Here is a 13,495-nt window from a genome sequence, read left to right on the forward strand (position 1 = left end):
AGCGCAGGCCTCTAGCCCGCGCTGCCGTGCTCGAGCATATGGCACATGGCAGTCTTCAGTTTCATCGGCCGCACCGGCTTGTGCATCAGCATATGGCCGAGCTCACGGACCTGCTGCTTGAGCTCGTTGCTGTAGTTGGCGGTGATCATCAAGGCCGGGAGCGGGCTGGCGCGCCGCGCATTGACGGTGGCCACCACATCGATGCCGGTGTGGCCGTTGTCCAGGTGGTAGTCGGCGATCATCAGATCGGCCTCGGCGTGGAAGTTGTCCACCTGCCGCGCCAGGTCTTCTTCGGACAGTGCCGTGATCACCTTGCAGCCCCAGCCTTCGAGCAACGTACGCATGCCGGCGCAGATCGCCGTGTCGTTGTCCAGCACCCACACCCGAGCGCCCTGTAGTCGCTGCAGGACCAGTTCGGTGGTGCTCGGCTCCGGCCGCGCCTTGGGCGCGCGTTTGGCCAGCGGCACGTCGATGGCGAAGCAGGAACCGCGACCCGGATGCGAGCTGACCCGGATGCGATGGCCGAGCATGCGGGCGATCTTGTCGACGATGGCCAGACCCAGACCGAGGCCGCGATCCTGATTCGGTCGCACGCCCTCGCCGCGCTTGAACTCCTGAAAGATTTCCTCGAGCTTGTCCGCGGGGATGCCCACGCCGGTATCCCAGACCTCGATGGACAGGCTCTGCCGACGCCGGCGGCAGCCCAGAAGCACGCGTCCCTTGGGCGTGTAGCGAATGGCGTTGGTCAGCAGGTTACGCAGGATGCGCGCCAGCAACTGGATATCGCTGCGCACGAGCGCCGAGCAAGGAATGAAGTCCAGCTGCAACTGTTCGGCACCGGCAATCTGGCGAAACTCCATGGCGAGATTTTCAAGCAGCTCGCTGACGGCGAACGGCGCAATATCCGGTTTGATCACGCCGGCATCCAGCTTGGAAATATCGACCAGTGTGCCGAGCAGGTTCTCCACGTCCTCCAGTGAATTGCTGATACTGCGGATCAGCCCGCCGCTGGACGCGCCGGGCTGCTCCAGCAGAGCGCTGGTGAACAGCCGCGCGGCATTGAGCGGCTGCAGCAGGTCGTGGCTGACCGCCGCGAGGAACTTGGTCTTCGACAGGTTGGCCAATTCAGCTTCGCGCTTGGCTTCGCGCAACCGCGCCTCGGCATGGCTGCGTTCGTCGATCTCGCGCAATAGCTGGTCGTTGAGGCTGGTGAGTTCGGCGGTGCGCTCGCGAACCCGCTGTTCGAGGTTCTGGTAGGCCTGATGCAGCGCCTCGGCGGTGCGCCGGCGGTCGGTGATGTCCTGGATCAGCACGAAGATACCGGCTACTTCGCCGTTGGCCTGCCGGTTCGGCACATAGGATCGCAGCATGTAGCGCTGCTGGCCGGCATGGTTGCGCTCGGCCATCTCGAAGCTGACGCTTTCGCCGGACAGCGCGCGATCGATATAGGGCTCCAGTTGCCGCCAGTGCTCGCCGCTGTGCACCTCGCGCAGGGACTGGCCGAGCATGCCGTCGCTGGGCCAGCGGTACCACTCCTCGTAGACCTTGTTGGTGAACTCGTAGGTGAGATCGGCCGACACGTAGGCGATCAGCGCCGGCACATGGTCGGTGATCAGGCGGATCCAGCGCTCGCTCTCGCGCAGCGCCTCGGCATGACGGTAGCGCTCGGTGATATCGGTAAAGGTATTGACGAAACCGCCGGTGGGCAGTGGGTGCGTACGAATCTCCAGTACCCGACCGTCGAACAGACGCTGTTCCAGTTCGCGAATCGGCCGGCCGCGGGCGTCACGGCTGTTGGGCGTGAGCAGGGTCAGCTCGCTGTCGGCCATGACTTCCTCGAACGGTCGATGCGCCTCGATAGGCGCCAGCCCGCAGAGCTCGAGGAAGCGTCGGTTCCACAGCTCCAGCGCGCCTTCGGCGCTGACCATCGCCACGCCCTGGGACAGGTTGTCCACCGCCCGCTGCAGCAGCCGCGACTTCTGCGCCAGCGCTTGCTCGCGGCGCATGGTCTCGCTGACCTTCACCTCGGTGATATCGGTGTAGAGAATCACCAGCCCGCCTTCGCGGGTCGGCCGCTCGCTGACCTGCACCCAGCGACCGTTGTTCAGCCGGTATACCGTGGGTTCGTCGCCCTTGCCACGGTGCTCCTCCACGATGAGGCCGGTGCTTTCGGCCATGCGCCGCACCTCGGCCAGGCGCGTGCCGGCATTGATGCGCGCGCGGGTGCGTGTCCAAAGCGATTTGAAGCGGCGGTTGAACAGCACGATGCGCTGATCGCGGTCGAACAGCACGAAGGCATCGGAGATGCTCTCGATGGCGTCCACCAGATGCTGGTGAGCGGTTTCCGCGCGCAAGCGCGCATCGCTGAGCAGCTGGTTGCTGCCCTTGAGTTCAGCCATCGCCTGATTCAGGGCATCGGTGCGCTCGCGCACCTGCTCGGCCAGTTCCACCGAGTGCTGGAAGGCCGCGTAGGAGGCATCGCGGCCGGCACCGCTGGATTCCACGCGCTCGATCAATGCCGCATTGATGCGCTTGAGCTTGTGGTTCTCCCGTTCGAGTTCGGCCTGCCGCGCCAGCAGCTCAGCGACTCGCCCGTCCTCCCGGTCGGCCAATGGCGACACCGGTGAAGGTCTGGTTGATGTGCATGCCATTGAACTGCTCTCCGTAGGTGTTGAAGCCGATCACCTGCTGGCGTCGGAGAAAGGCCGATGTCTGCTCGCTGCTGCCATCGGCCTCGATTTCCAGCCGGCGCAGGAAGCAATCGCAGCCGATGGTCAGCAGCGGCGGGCCGAGGCGCTGCTCCAGTCGCTGGAACAGCGCCTCCAGGTTGGGCATCAAGGGACCGGGCTGCATGGCGGTGAGGACGATGCCGTTCTCCACCGCGCAATAGAAGGTCAGGCTTAGGTCGTCGTTGACCTTCTGGATCGAGCGCACGTAGTAGTGTTCGTTGATACGCACCGCCAGCGGGTGGGCGGCGAACAGTCGATGGTCGAGGTCACTGACAGGCACACCGACCAGCCGCGCATACTCCTCGGCGGCCGGCTCGGCGTTCAGTTCGTAGACCCGACGGCTGGTACTGTCGGCGCGGGTTACCACCAGCTTCTCCTCGCGCGGCAGGATGTGATGAGTGGTGAACACCTCGAAATCCAGCCAGGTGTTGATCAGCACCACGATTGCCGCGCCGCTGTAGAAGCGGCCGTCGTAATAGACGTAGGTGTCGCTCAGATGATTGTCGTCACCGGCCGACCCGCCGAAGTGCGGGATGCTGCCGAAGGCGGCGCTGAGGGCCGACAGCACCAGCTCCTCGCGGCTGGATAAGCCGTCGAGCAGTGTCAGCGCGAAGCTGTGATCCTTGATCGGCGCCAGCGAGTTGCTGCGACAGTCACTGCCCAGGCGCTCGACCAGCTGCTGCGCTTCGATCAGGCTGAAGCGGTCCATCTCGTCGATCAGCTCGCAGGCGATGGAAAAACTGCGGTGGTCGAAGCCGACCGCCGTCACGCAACTGCGTCCGTAACCCTGGGACGTGATCTCGCCAGCCGAGGTGCAGCCCACCAGGCGCACGCCGCCGAAGTACTGGCGCAGCGCATCACCCAGCGCGGGCAGGTCGTATTCGGCCGAGCAGAAGAACAGCACGAAGCCCAGATGCGGATGCATCAGCTGTCGGGCCAGATCCTGGGCCACCGTTTCGGCCAGCCGTGCATCGGACATCGCCGTGCGGATCACTTCGCCTTGATGTTCGGTCACGCACGCACCCCGCACAGCCTGAATCGGATGACCCCATTCTTGGGCAGGGCATATGGCACGAAAATGCTACTTGAGTACCGGAAAAGGCCTGCCTAGGTAGCATCGCGACGAAACAACGCAGGCGCTGCCTAGCGTGCGGAACCGACGCCGGCGGCGCTGATGGCGAAAAGGCCGGCCCCTGAGGGAGCCGGCCTTTGCGGTTACAGCGCAGAGCGCTGTGTTCAGGGCGTGGGGACGCTCGACGTACGCACCACTGCATCGCAACGGATGGCGCGACCTACGGTTCGGCTGCCATCCGCGCCCTGTATTCGGCTTAGAAGCTGAGTGCCGCACCCACTGCGAAGGTACGGGTTTCTTCATCCAGCGCTGCAGTGTCGCGCCCTTCGATCTCGAACTGATTCAGCTCGGCGACCAGGGTCAGGTTGTCGTTGATGCTGTGGAACAGCGCGATGCCGCGGGTTTCGTAGTCGGCTGCACTGCCCAGACCGTTGCCGTCGTCCTTGGTCTTGCCGTAGGACAGCGCCACGCGGTTCTTGCCGAAACGATAGGAGCCCTGCAGCAGGTAGCCGTCGCTGTCCACTTCACGCAGCAGCGCCTCGCCGGCATTGTTGGTGAAGAACGGGTTGATGCCCTCGGCCTGGAAGCCCGAAGCGGTCAGCGACAGGTTGCCCATCTTGGCCTGCACACCGTAACCCAGGCCCTTGGAGTCAACCTTGTCGATGCTGCTGTCGGTGTTGTCCGAGCTCTGCTGCATGCCGTTGATCCAGGTGTAGAACTGGGTACCGCCCAGTTCGAACTCGTAGGTCACCTCGGCTTCGAAACGTGGCGCTTCCTGGTAGGCCTTGTCCAGATCGGAATCGGTGTCCTCGGTGGTGTCCACAGGGTCCATGATGCCCGCGGCGATACGCAGACCATTCATCTTCGGCGAGCGGTAGGTGATCTGCGAAGTCGGGAACGGGTACGGGTAGCCGGTACCGATGTTGCCGAAGGAGACGCCGCCGCCATCGACCAGCCCCAGGGTGTCGCTGACCTGGCCGTAGCCGCTGAGCATCTCGTCGAGCAGGATGTTGGAACGACCGAACAGACCGAAGTCCTTACCGAACAGCACTTCACCCCATTGCTCGTTGGCCGCGGTGGCGTAGAACTGACGTACGTCGATGCCGGTTTCGGTACCGTTGGTATCGCTATCGTTGATGGTGACCCAGAACGAGGAGCGGCCGCCCAGCTTGAGGTCGCCGACCTGCTTGCCGAAGTTGAAGCCGATCCAGTTGGGCAGGAAGCCCATCTTCACCCGGGACTGCTTGCGATCGAACTGCTCGCCGTCCCGCTCCACGTCGCTGTGAACGTAGAAGGTGTTGAAATAACCATCGGTGGAGAAAGTGGTGTCGTTCTCGTCATAGAGCACGATCTCAGCCATGGCCGACTGGCTCACGGTCATGGCAACAGCACTGGCCAGGGCCAGTGGCAGCAGGGTTGATAAGGCTTTCTTGTTGTTGTGCATGGCGCTCTCCGCTGTATTGACGACTCGCAGTCGTGTCGGGAGCGATTATCGAAAGGCCCTCCTGGCGCACATACGCTGCGATAGCGGCGAAACGCTACTACTTTCGGCACGCAGACCGTCTTGCCCGCAAAGCATCTCCTCCCTGCGGCTGATCGACCAGGCTTAGGTCGTACACCCAAAGCAGCGCACAGCCCAGCCGTCGCGCCTGCGATGACTGGGGTTAATGCAGCGGAAAGGAGTGGGCGACGGTTACGAGGTCAGCGGCTGTGCCAGCGCGTATCCGCAGCGTCGGCATTGGCGACCACGATCCAGCCGCCATCGGCCGCCCTTAGGGCCCGCAGTTGCAGGCGTAGCGCCTCGGAGTCGAGTTGCGCCATCGCCGCGGCGACCGCAACCGGATGGCCGGCATCGCAGCCTGCCAGTAGCGCCTGCCAGTTGGCCTCGGCATGACGGCGTATATCGCTGCCACCTGGCGGCGCACCGCTGGCTTGGGAAGCGCGGGTGGGCTGGTCGTCCAGCTGACCGGCAAAGGATTCGAGGAAGGCTTCGATATGGCGGAGGAGCTCGCCGGCCGTCGCGCTGGGTGATTGCACCGCAAAGACCAGCCCGCCCTGCCCGCCGAACTGGCGGAAGCCGCAGAACACCGCATAACCGAGCTGCAATTCGCTGCGCAGGCGGCGGAAGAACGCGCCCTCCATGAGCCGCGCCAGCTGGCGCCAGGCGGCTTCGACCGCAGGGGTGCGAGACGGCAGCGGGCAGAACAGCACCAGTGCAGTCTCCGTTCCGGGGTCGCCGAAGCGGCACCAGCGATAGCGAGCGGGACTGGCCTCATCTCGCTGCACGAGCGGCGTGGCAACGCCGGGCAGCTCATCCAGCACATCATGCAGCGGGCCGCTCAGGTGCATCGGCAACCCGACTGCCAGTGCGTCCCACTGTGACAGATGCCATGCCTGCGCGAGGGCCGACTGATCCAGCTCCCCGCCCCCATCGGCCACCGGTGGCTCGAGCAGAACGGGCAAGCGACGTAGTAGCTGGCGAATGAGGATTTCGTCCGCACCGGGCCGCACGGCGTCGGCCTGCAAACGGCGGCCCTGGTCGAACACGGCCGCCGGCGGCTGCTCCAGGATCCCCACCAGGTCGCGCAGAATCACGGGAAGCGCTTCGGCATAACCGAACAGTGCGAGGCACCAGCTGCGTCCGTAGTTCTCGAAGCGCAGCTCGACGCCGGCCTGCTCGGCCGCCAGGGTATAAGGCTGCAGGGCAGCCTGGAGCACGTACCAGAGTCCCGGTACCGGCTGCTGCGCAGCGAAACGCCAGCGCAGGTAGAGCGCGCCCAGCCCTCCGGAGGCCTCGCCGTCGCCATGTGCAAGCCAGCGCAGCCCGGCTTTCTCCGCAGTCACCCGGCGAGGCGGCAGCCGTTCGCTCAACCAGCGATTATGTGAAGGCAGGCGCCACTGCCAATCCGGTGCTGCATGCACCACCAAGCGTTCCATGGACAGCCGCAAAGCGAAACCCTGCGGCGACGGCTCGATAGGCTCAGACAGGTCTCCGTCCTCGTCATCGACAGTTAGGATCAGCGGCTGATTGCGGTGCAGCTGCTCGCCCAGCGCCTCGAGCCCTTGGCGCACGCGTTGCGCGTCGAGGGTCGGCGTCCAGGCCGCCGGGTCCACCCAGTAGCGCAGCAGGGAAAGCGGCTCGCGGCCCAATAGCCCGCGCTGGCGGATCTGCACGTATTCGTCCCAGACAGCCGCCCACGCAGCCTCGGATGTCATGAAGCGCAGCCACTGCTGCACGGCGGCGACGACCTGGGTACGCGCGGCGATGCCCTGGTCGGTCAGCTGCAGCTCGACGACCGCCACACCCTGTCCGCGATGCCAGTACGGCACGCGCAATGTGACCCGATCGCACCAGTCCGGCTCGCGCAGCCGCGCCAGCAGACTGTCCGGCGCCTGGGAAGCCAGCCATGCTCCGAGCAGATCGAGCGCTACTGCGGCTTCGCCCGGCAGACCATCCAGGGCAAATGTCAGATTCAGACAGGGCCGCGCGCCGGCGACCTGCAGGCGCAACGCGGGACCTTCGGCCATTCGCAGCGGTGGGATCGAACGAGTGACGGGCTCACCGCCCGGCAACTGACATTCCGGGCAATCGAGCGTCTGCAGAACCTGCTGAAGGGCAAAGGGCGCCGCGATCAGCAGTTCGAGCTGGCCCGTCTGGTAGAAACGCCGGTGATAGCCGTGCAGCGCCCGCTGAAATGCCTCGTCTTCCACCGGCAGCGTCTCGCGGTTGCCGGCGTGAAACGCCGCGAACGGATGCGCTTCACCAAGCGCTGTACCGATGGCAGCATCGCAGAGGGTTTCGCGGTCGCGGCCGCGCGCCAGGAATTCTGCCTGCAGCACTTCCCGCTCGCGCAATTGCGCCGCTGGGTCGAGCAGTGGTCGGGCCAGCATGTCGAGCAGACGCTTGAGCGCATCGTCGAACGCGTCGCTCGGTACCTGGAAGAAAAAATCAGTGTGGCGTTCGCGGGTCGACGCGTTGAGCTGACCGCCACAGCCCTGCACGAAGGGCATCAGCGACTGCGCCTGGGGATAGGCGTGACTGCCAAGAAACAGTAGGTGTTCGAGAAAGTGCGCCAGGCCGGGATAATCGAGCGGAGCATCATGCGCACCGGCATGCACACGCACCAGCGCCGCGGCCTGGCTGCCAGGCGGCAACGCGATGAAGCCCAGCCGCATGCCGCCGGGCAATCGATGGCGCGATGGCGGCACGGCAGATGGAACGCTGGGTTTCATGGCTGGCACTCCTTTACGCCGCGCAGCGATTCGCTCAGGTGTCCAGCTGGCCGGCGAGAAACTGCCGCAGGCGGCGTTGCATCAGCTTGCCGGAACTGCCGAGGCAGGCGATCGGCGAGCCCGCAAGGGCCTCGCGCCCGAGCTCGGCGGCCTCGCCGGCCAGCGCCAATGGGCAATCCAGGCTCAGCGACAGCTTGTTCAACTGGCGCAGCTGAACCTCGTTCGGCGGTACGTTGGAGAACATCACCAGCCCCTGAGGACGCATCTTGTCGCACACCAGCGCCAGCTCCTCGAGTGGCTGACCGAGCGGCAATACCGTGACGGCCAGGCTGTCACCACTGAGCAAGAGGCCGGCCACCAGCAATTCCAGTTCACGGCACTGCCCCGGCAGCGCGCTGAGCAGGACACGCTCGGCGCCCGGCACACGGGCCAGTTGCAAGCGCTGCAGCGCCCGCGCGCGCAGGAAAGCGTCGAGGAACAACCACTCGCTGCTTCCACCGAATTCGTCCTGGCGCAGCAACAACGCCTGCCAGACCGGTAGCAGCACGTCCTGGAACACCACGGCCAGCGGATAGGTGGAAAACACCTGCCCGTAGAGCTGCTCCAGGCGCACCTCGTCGAAGCTGCGCACCGCGTCGCGAAGCTGCGCCTGCCATTCGCTCCATTCGCCGGTAGCGGTGACCGTCGGCTTCTCCGCCTCGCGGGTAGCCGCGCTGCGGGCCAGAATGCTGCCGACCTTGCTGACCGCGACGCCACGTTCAGTCCAGGCGAGGATGCTGCGAACAGCCTCAACGTCGGCCATGGAGTACAGGCGGTGCCCGCTGTCCGTGCGCGTCGGCCGGATCAGGCCGTAACGGCGCTCCCACGCACGCAGGGTGACCGGGTTGACACCGGTCAGGCGGGAAACTTCGCGGATGGGAAACAGCTCCTGCTGCTCGAAGGCATTCGAGGCGAGGGTCGAAGCGCCGGAAGGCTCGGTCATGGGGCGGCTCGCTGATGGAAATGCCGAGATTGTAACCCAGCGTTTCGCCGCATACCCTCTACAAACGTTGTACAAATGCGAGATGCGATGAAATGACGCCGGACCTGCCGCTGACGCTCTATGTGGACCGCTCCTGCCCGCTCTGCGCGCGCGAGGTGCGCTGGCTGGAACGGCAAGCCGATCCGTCTGCTGCGCCCGCATTTGAACTGGCTGCCTCACCCAGACGGCGCACAGCGTTGTGCGGAAAGATGTGCTGCTCCGTCGTCCAAGCCCAGAGCGAGGGCCAGGGACGAGCGCTGAGCGGCGATGGCTACCCGAAGCATCAGGTCTCGTCCCTAACGAGTATCCCGAAGTGGCGTTCGCGGACCAGACCGCTCCCACTGGCACCTCCCCCGGCCTGCCGCCAACGCAACGAGCCCGCCAACCGTAGCGCTGGCGAGTGATTGCCGTTTTGCACTCGAAGCAGCGTGATGACGAATCATTGCAGTTGCAGCGGGCAAAAAGCTGTACATATACTTGTACATATTGTGTACATCGTATAGTTTTTTGCTGCGGGACTGGGGCACAGGACCGCTCACTTCCTTTCTGAAAGGGACTCCACCATGAACGATCTGCCCGGTCACTATCGCGACATACTCACCGGCCTCGGCGAAGACCCCGAGCGCGAGGGGCTGCGGGATACGCCAACGCGCGCCGCCAAGGCCATGCAGTACCTGTGCGGCGGTTACCAGCGCTGCCTGGAGGAAATCGTCAACGGCGCCCTGTTCGCCTCCGACAACGATGAAATGGTGATCGTCAAGGACATCGAGCTGTACTCGCTGTGCGAACACCACCTGCTGCCCTTCATCGGCAAGGCGCATGTCGCCTACATCCCCACCGGGCGTGTGCTGGGTCTGTCCAAGGTGGCGCGCATCGTCGACATGTATGCGCGGCGCCTGCAGATCCAGGAAAACCTCACCCGTCAGATCGCCGAAGCGATCCAGGAAGTGACCGGCGCCGCCGGAGTCGCGGTGGTCATCGAGGCCAAGCACATGTGCATGATGATGCGCGGCGTGGAGAAGCAGAACTCGGTGATGAACACGTCGGTGATGCTCGGTGCCTTCCGCAACTCTTGCAACACGCGCATGGAGTTTCTCCAGCTGATCGGCAGGGGCCAGTGATGCCGCGCCTGGAACCTGGGATGGCGCGCATCCGCGTGAAGGACCTGCGCCTGCGCACCTACATCGGCATCAATGAGGACGAAATTCTCAACCGCCAGGATGTGCTGATCAATCTGCTCATCCTCTACCCGGCGCTCGACGCGGTTCGCGACAACGACATCGAGCAGGCCCTCAACTACCGCACCATCACCAAGGCGATCATCCGCCACGTCGAGCAGAATCGCTTCGCCCTGCTCGAGCGCCTGACCCAGGAACTGCTCGATCTGGTCATGGCCCATCCGGCGGTGTGCTACGCCGAAGTGGAGGTCGACAAGCCTCACGCATTGCGCTTCGCCGACTCGGTGTCCATCACGCTTGCGGGCCAGCGTTGAGGCGACTCCATGAACGCTCGGGGTGTCGTCGCGCTGGTCAGCCTGCTTTGCCTGCTGCCGGGCCTCGCCAGCGGCAGCTGGCGCGAGGCCATGCCGGACGCGCGCCTGGTTGGCGAGGGCACGCTGCGGATATTCGGCTTTCGCATCTATGACGCCCGATTGTGGAGCCCGACGACGCCGCTGCAGGCCCGGACGCCCTTCGCGCTGGAGCTGACCTATCACCGCTCCATCAGTCGCGGCGACTTCGTGCGCACCAGCCTCGACGAGATGAAGCGACTCTCCGGTCCGGACCTCGATGCATCTGTGCCGGCACGCTGGCGTGAGCACATGCAGCAGGCCTTCGTCGATGTTCGGCCCGGCGAGCGCATCACCGGCGTGTACCTGCCTGAACGCGGCTGCCGCTTCTATGTCAACGAGCGGCTGCACCACGAGGTGACCGACCCGCAGTTTGCCGAGGCCTTCTTCGCCATCTGGTTCGACCCGCGCAGCCGCGACCCAGGCCTGCGACGCAGTCTGCTGGGTGAGCGATGAAGCAATCCGCCCTTGCCGCCTACGGCGTGCTCGGCCTGCCGCTGGCAATGGCCATGCTGCCGATCTATGTGCTGGTACCGAACTTCTATGCTGCCGACCTCGGCCTCGGTCTGGCCCTGACCGGCAGCGTGCTGTTCCTGGCGCGCCTGCTGGACACCGTGCAGGACCCCTGGCTCGGCCGGCTGATAGACCGTCGCTCGCCGCGCGGCTGGACGCGTCTGCTGGCGAGCTCCGCCCTCCTTCTGAGCCTGGCGATGGCGGCGCTGCTGGTGCCCCCTGCCCTCGACAGCCTCGCCCTCGCAGTCTGGCTGGGGGCATCGCTGGCCCTCGCCTACACCCTGCACAGCCTGCTCAACATCACCTACCTGGCCTGGGGCGCGCGGCTCTCCGATCAGCTTGATGTACGCACCCGGGTGGCGGCTTGGCGCGAAGGTGCCGGTTTGCTCGGTGTTGTCCTCGCCAGCGTCCTGCCCAGTGCACTGGCGACACGGTACGGCATGGCTGCAGCGCTGAGTGTCTTTGCCGCCACCTTCGCCGTGCTGCTCTGCGCCGCGATGGTCATCCTGCTGTGCGCTGCGCCGCAGCCACGGCGCAGCGCACAACGCGTGCCCGCCAGCTGGCGCCAGCCACTGCGCAATGGCGCATTCCGCCGGCTGGCGGGAATCTTCTTCATCAACGCCGTGGCGGTGGCGATTCCAGCCACACTGGCCCTGTTCTTCATCGCCGATCGCCTGCAGCTGGCGCAGCTGACCGGCTTGTTTCTGGCGCTCTACTTCCTGAGCGGGGCGGCCGGCCTGACGCTCTGGACACGGCTGGCGGACCGGCTCGGCAAGCGCCGCAGCTGGCGGATCGGTATGCTCAGCGCTTGTGCCGCCTTCGTCTGGGCCCTGCTGCTGGCCCCCGGTTCGGCGTGGGCCTATGCCGCGGTATGCGTGCTTTCGGGGCTTGCTCTGGGCGCAGACCTCGCACTGCCGCCGGCGCTGCTGGCGGACGTCATCCCGGCAGCCGAACGCGACGCCACCGCCGGCTACTTCGGCCTGTGGAGCCTGCTTGCCAAGCTGGCCCTGGCCATCGCCGGCCTGGCCTTGCCGCTGCTGGCGCTCACCGGCTACCAGCCCGGCACACCCGCCGGCTGGAACCTCGCGCTGATCTATGCCGGCCTGCCCTGCTTGCTGAAACTGCTGGCGGCGCGGCTGCTCACATCCACGCCAAGCGGAGAACCCGCGCCGTGAAGAAAATGATGACCCTGGCGCTATGCCTGCTGCTGATGAGCTGCACTGCAGTCGATGTCGAGCATTACCGCAATGAGGAACCCCGTCTGGACCTGCGGGACTATTTCGTTGGCGAGGTCGACGCCTGGGGCATGTTCCAGAAGCGCTCCGGCGAAGTGGTGAAGCGCTTTCGGGTGGAAATCGACGGCAGCCTCGATGGCGACAAGCTGATCCTGGACGAGCACTTCCGCTACAGCGACGGAACCACCCAGCGACGGGTCTGGACGCTGACCGAAGACACACCGGGTCGCTGGCGCGGTACTGCCGCCGACGTGATCGGCGAGGCGCGCGGCGAAGTGTCCGGCAATGCGCTGCGCTGGCGCTATGTGCTCAGCCTGCCGGTGGATGACGAGGTCTACCGTGTCGACTTCGACGACTGGATGTACCTCATCGACGAACAGACCCTGGCGAACCGCTCTTTCATGAGCAAGCTCGGCATCGAACTGGGACAGGTCACCCTCTTCTTCCGCAAACGAGCCGATTGAGCTGTGCGATGACCATCATGGCCAGGCACCGATCGGGGCAAGTTGTTCTAGAATGCGCGGCATGCCCTTTCAGGATGTCGTGACATGATCAATGCCAAGCTGTTGCAACTGGTTATCGAAGCTTCCAACGACGGAATCGTGGTCGCCGAGCAGGAAGGCGACGACAACATTCTGATCTACGCCAACCCGGCATTCGAGCGGCTGACCGGTTACGCGGTTGACGACATCCTCTATCGCGACTGCCGTTTTCTGCAGGGTGAGGACCGCGACCAGCCAGGCCTCCAGGCCATCCGCGATGCGGTGAAGAACAACAAGCCCTGCCGGCAGATCATCCGCAACTATCGCAAGGACGGCACGCCGTTCTGGAACGAACTGTCCATCACCCCGGTATTCAACGAAGCGGACCAGCTGACCTACTTCATCGGTATCCAGAAGAACGTCACCGCCGAGGTCGACGCCTTGCAGCGAGTCGAAGCGCTGGAAGCGGAAATCCGCGAACTCAAGGCGAAGCTTGCGGAGCGCTGAAAGCCCAGTCACGCTACCAGACGGCGGGCCGGAACGAGGTCCGCCTGCCAGCCATGCACTTCCTCCCGCGAACCCCTACCTAAGTTTCGTTCCGCCGAGCGCATTCGACGTGGAATAATGGCGATTTGCTATTTTC

At 65.0% G+C, this 13,495-nt stretch carries 11 protein-coding genes; 6 read left to right on the plus strand and 5 right to left on the minus strand.

Going from position 1 to position 13,495, the window contains the following annotated elements:
- Window positions 1-11 precede the first annotated feature (11 nt).
- The 5 genes from nahK to P5703_RS11430 form a co-directional block, all read right to left on the minus strand.
- Window positions 12-2,651, minus strand: coding sequence for a hybrid sensor histidine kinase/response regulator NahK/ErcS' (gene nahK, locus P5703_RS11410; RefSeq protein ID WP_085987733.1), 2,640 nt, complete (start codon window positions 2,649-2,651; stop codon window positions 12-14).
- Window positions 2,581-3,744 carry a nitric oxide-sensing protein NosP gene (gene nosP / locus P5703_RS11415; RefSeq protein WP_125853336.1) on the minus strand — a complete coding sequence of 388 codons (1,164 nt, stop codon included), beginning with the start codon at window positions 3,742-3,744 and terminating at the stop codon, window positions 2,581-2,583. Before nosP ends, nahK begins: the two co-directional genes overlap by 71 nt.
- Window positions 3,745-4,057: 313 nt before the next feature.
- Entirely contained in the window at window positions 4,058-5,245 is a 1,188-nt protein-coding gene (locus tag P5703_RS11420; protein ID WP_285586931.1) for a porin, read from the minus strand.
- 257 nt (window positions 5,246-5,502) lie between these two features.
- The gene (gene pqqF / locus P5703_RS11425) at window positions 5,503-8,034 is read right to left on the minus strand and encodes a pyrroloquinoline quinone biosynthesis protein PqqF (RefSeq protein ID WP_285586934.1); all 2,532 of its coding nucleotides are present in this window, start codon (window positions 8,032-8,034) and stop codon (window positions 5,503-5,505) included.
- A 34-nt stretch (window positions 8,035-8,068) separates the two neighbouring features.
- A complete protein-coding gene (locus P5703_RS11430) occupies window positions 8,069-9,016 on the minus strand; it encodes a MerR family transcriptional regulator (protein ID WP_049340138.1) in 948 nt (315 codons plus the stop codon).
- Window positions 9,017-9,618: 602 nt separating this feature from the next.
- Between P5703_RS11430 and folE the strand changes: the two genes are divergently transcribed.
- From folE to P5703_RS11460, 6 genes are all read left to right on the plus strand, one after another.
- A complete protein-coding gene (folE, locus tag P5703_RS11435; RefSeq protein WP_125842584.1) occupies window positions 9,619-10,176 on the plus strand; it encodes a GTP cyclohydrolase I FolE in 558 nt (185 codons plus the stop codon).
- The gene (gene folX, locus P5703_RS11440; RefSeq protein WP_011913118.1) at window positions 10,176-10,547 is read left to right on the plus strand and encodes a dihydroneopterin triphosphate 2'-epimerase; all 372 of its coding nucleotides are present in this window, start codon (window positions 10,176-10,178) and stop codon (window positions 10,545-10,547) included. The genes folE and folX overlap by 1 nt, the downstream gene beginning before the upstream one ends.
- A gap of 9 nt (window positions 10,548-10,556) precedes the next feature.
- Entirely contained in the window at window positions 10,557-11,078 is a 522-nt protein-coding gene (locus P5703_RS11445) for a chalcone isomerase family protein (protein ID WP_200631532.1), read from the plus strand.
- Window positions 11,075-12,310 carry an MFS transporter gene (locus P5703_RS11450; protein WP_285586943.1) on the plus strand — a complete coding sequence of 412 codons (1,236 nt, stop codon included), beginning with the start codon at window positions 11,075-11,077 and terminating at the stop codon, window positions 12,308-12,310. The genes P5703_RS11445 and P5703_RS11450 overlap by 4 nt, the downstream gene beginning before the upstream one ends.
- Window positions 12,311-12,315: 5 nt before the next feature.
- Window positions 12,316-12,834 (plus strand): DUF3833 domain-containing protein, encoded by a 519-nt coding sequence (locus P5703_RS11455; protein ID WP_258188508.1) that lies wholly within the window; start codon window positions 12,316-12,318, stop codon window positions 12,832-12,834.
- An 84-nt stretch (window positions 12,835-12,918) separates the two neighbouring features.
- Window positions 12,919-13,359 carry a PAS sensor domain-containing protein gene (locus P5703_RS11460; RefSeq protein ID WP_011913114.1) on the plus strand — a complete coding sequence of 147 codons (441 nt, stop codon included), beginning with the start codon at window positions 12,919-12,921 and terminating at the stop codon, window positions 13,357-13,359.
- Window positions 13,360-13,495: the final 136 nt, after the last annotated feature.

Source organism: Stutzerimonas sp. FeSN7, from assembly GCF_030263795.1.
Classification (GTDB): domain Bacteria; phylum Pseudomonadota; class Gammaproteobacteria; order Pseudomonadales; family Pseudomonadaceae; genus Stutzerimonas; species Stutzerimonas stutzeri.

What these genes read in the sequence shown, in the direction of transcription:
- P5703_RS11450 (WP_285586943.1), top strand. Translation starts at nt 11,075, where the DNA reads ATGAAGCAATCCGCCCTTGCCGCCTACGGCGTGCTCGGCCTGCCGCTG.
- folX (WP_011913118.1), top strand. Translation starts at nt 10,176, where the DNA reads ATGCCGCGCCTGGAACCTGGGATGGCGCGCATCCGCGTGAAGGACCTG.
- P5703_RS11445 (WP_200631532.1), top strand. Translation starts at nt 10,557, where the DNA reads ATGAACGCTCGGGGTGTCGTCGCGCTGGTCAGCCTGCTTTGCCTGCTG.
- nahK (WP_085987733.1), bottom strand. Translation starts at nt 2,651, where the DNA reads ATGGCATGCACATCAACCAGACCTTCACCGGTGTCGCCATTGGCCGAC.
- pqqF (WP_285586934.1), bottom strand. Translation starts at nt 8,034, where the DNA reads ATGAAACCCAGCGTTCCATCTGCCGTGCCGCCATCGCGCCATCGATTG.
- P5703_RS11430 (WP_049340138.1), bottom strand. Translation starts at nt 9,016, where the DNA reads ATGACCGAGCCTTCCGGCGCTTCGACCCTCGCCTCGAATGCCTTCGAG.
- P5703_RS11460 (WP_011913114.1), top strand. Translation starts at nt 12,919, where the DNA reads ATGATCAATGCCAAGCTGTTGCAACTGGTTATCGAAGCTTCCAACGAC.
- P5703_RS11420 (WP_285586931.1), bottom strand. Translation starts at nt 5,245, where the DNA reads ATGCACAACAACAAGAAAGCCTTATCAACCCTGCTGCCACTGGCCCTG.
- folE (WP_125842584.1), top strand. Translation starts at nt 9,619, where the DNA reads ATGAACGATCTGCCCGGTCACTATCGCGACATACTCACCGGCCTCGGC.
- P5703_RS11455 (WP_258188508.1), top strand. Translation starts at nt 12,316, where the DNA reads ATGATGACCCTGGCGCTATGCCTGCTGCTGATGAGCTGCACTGCAGTC.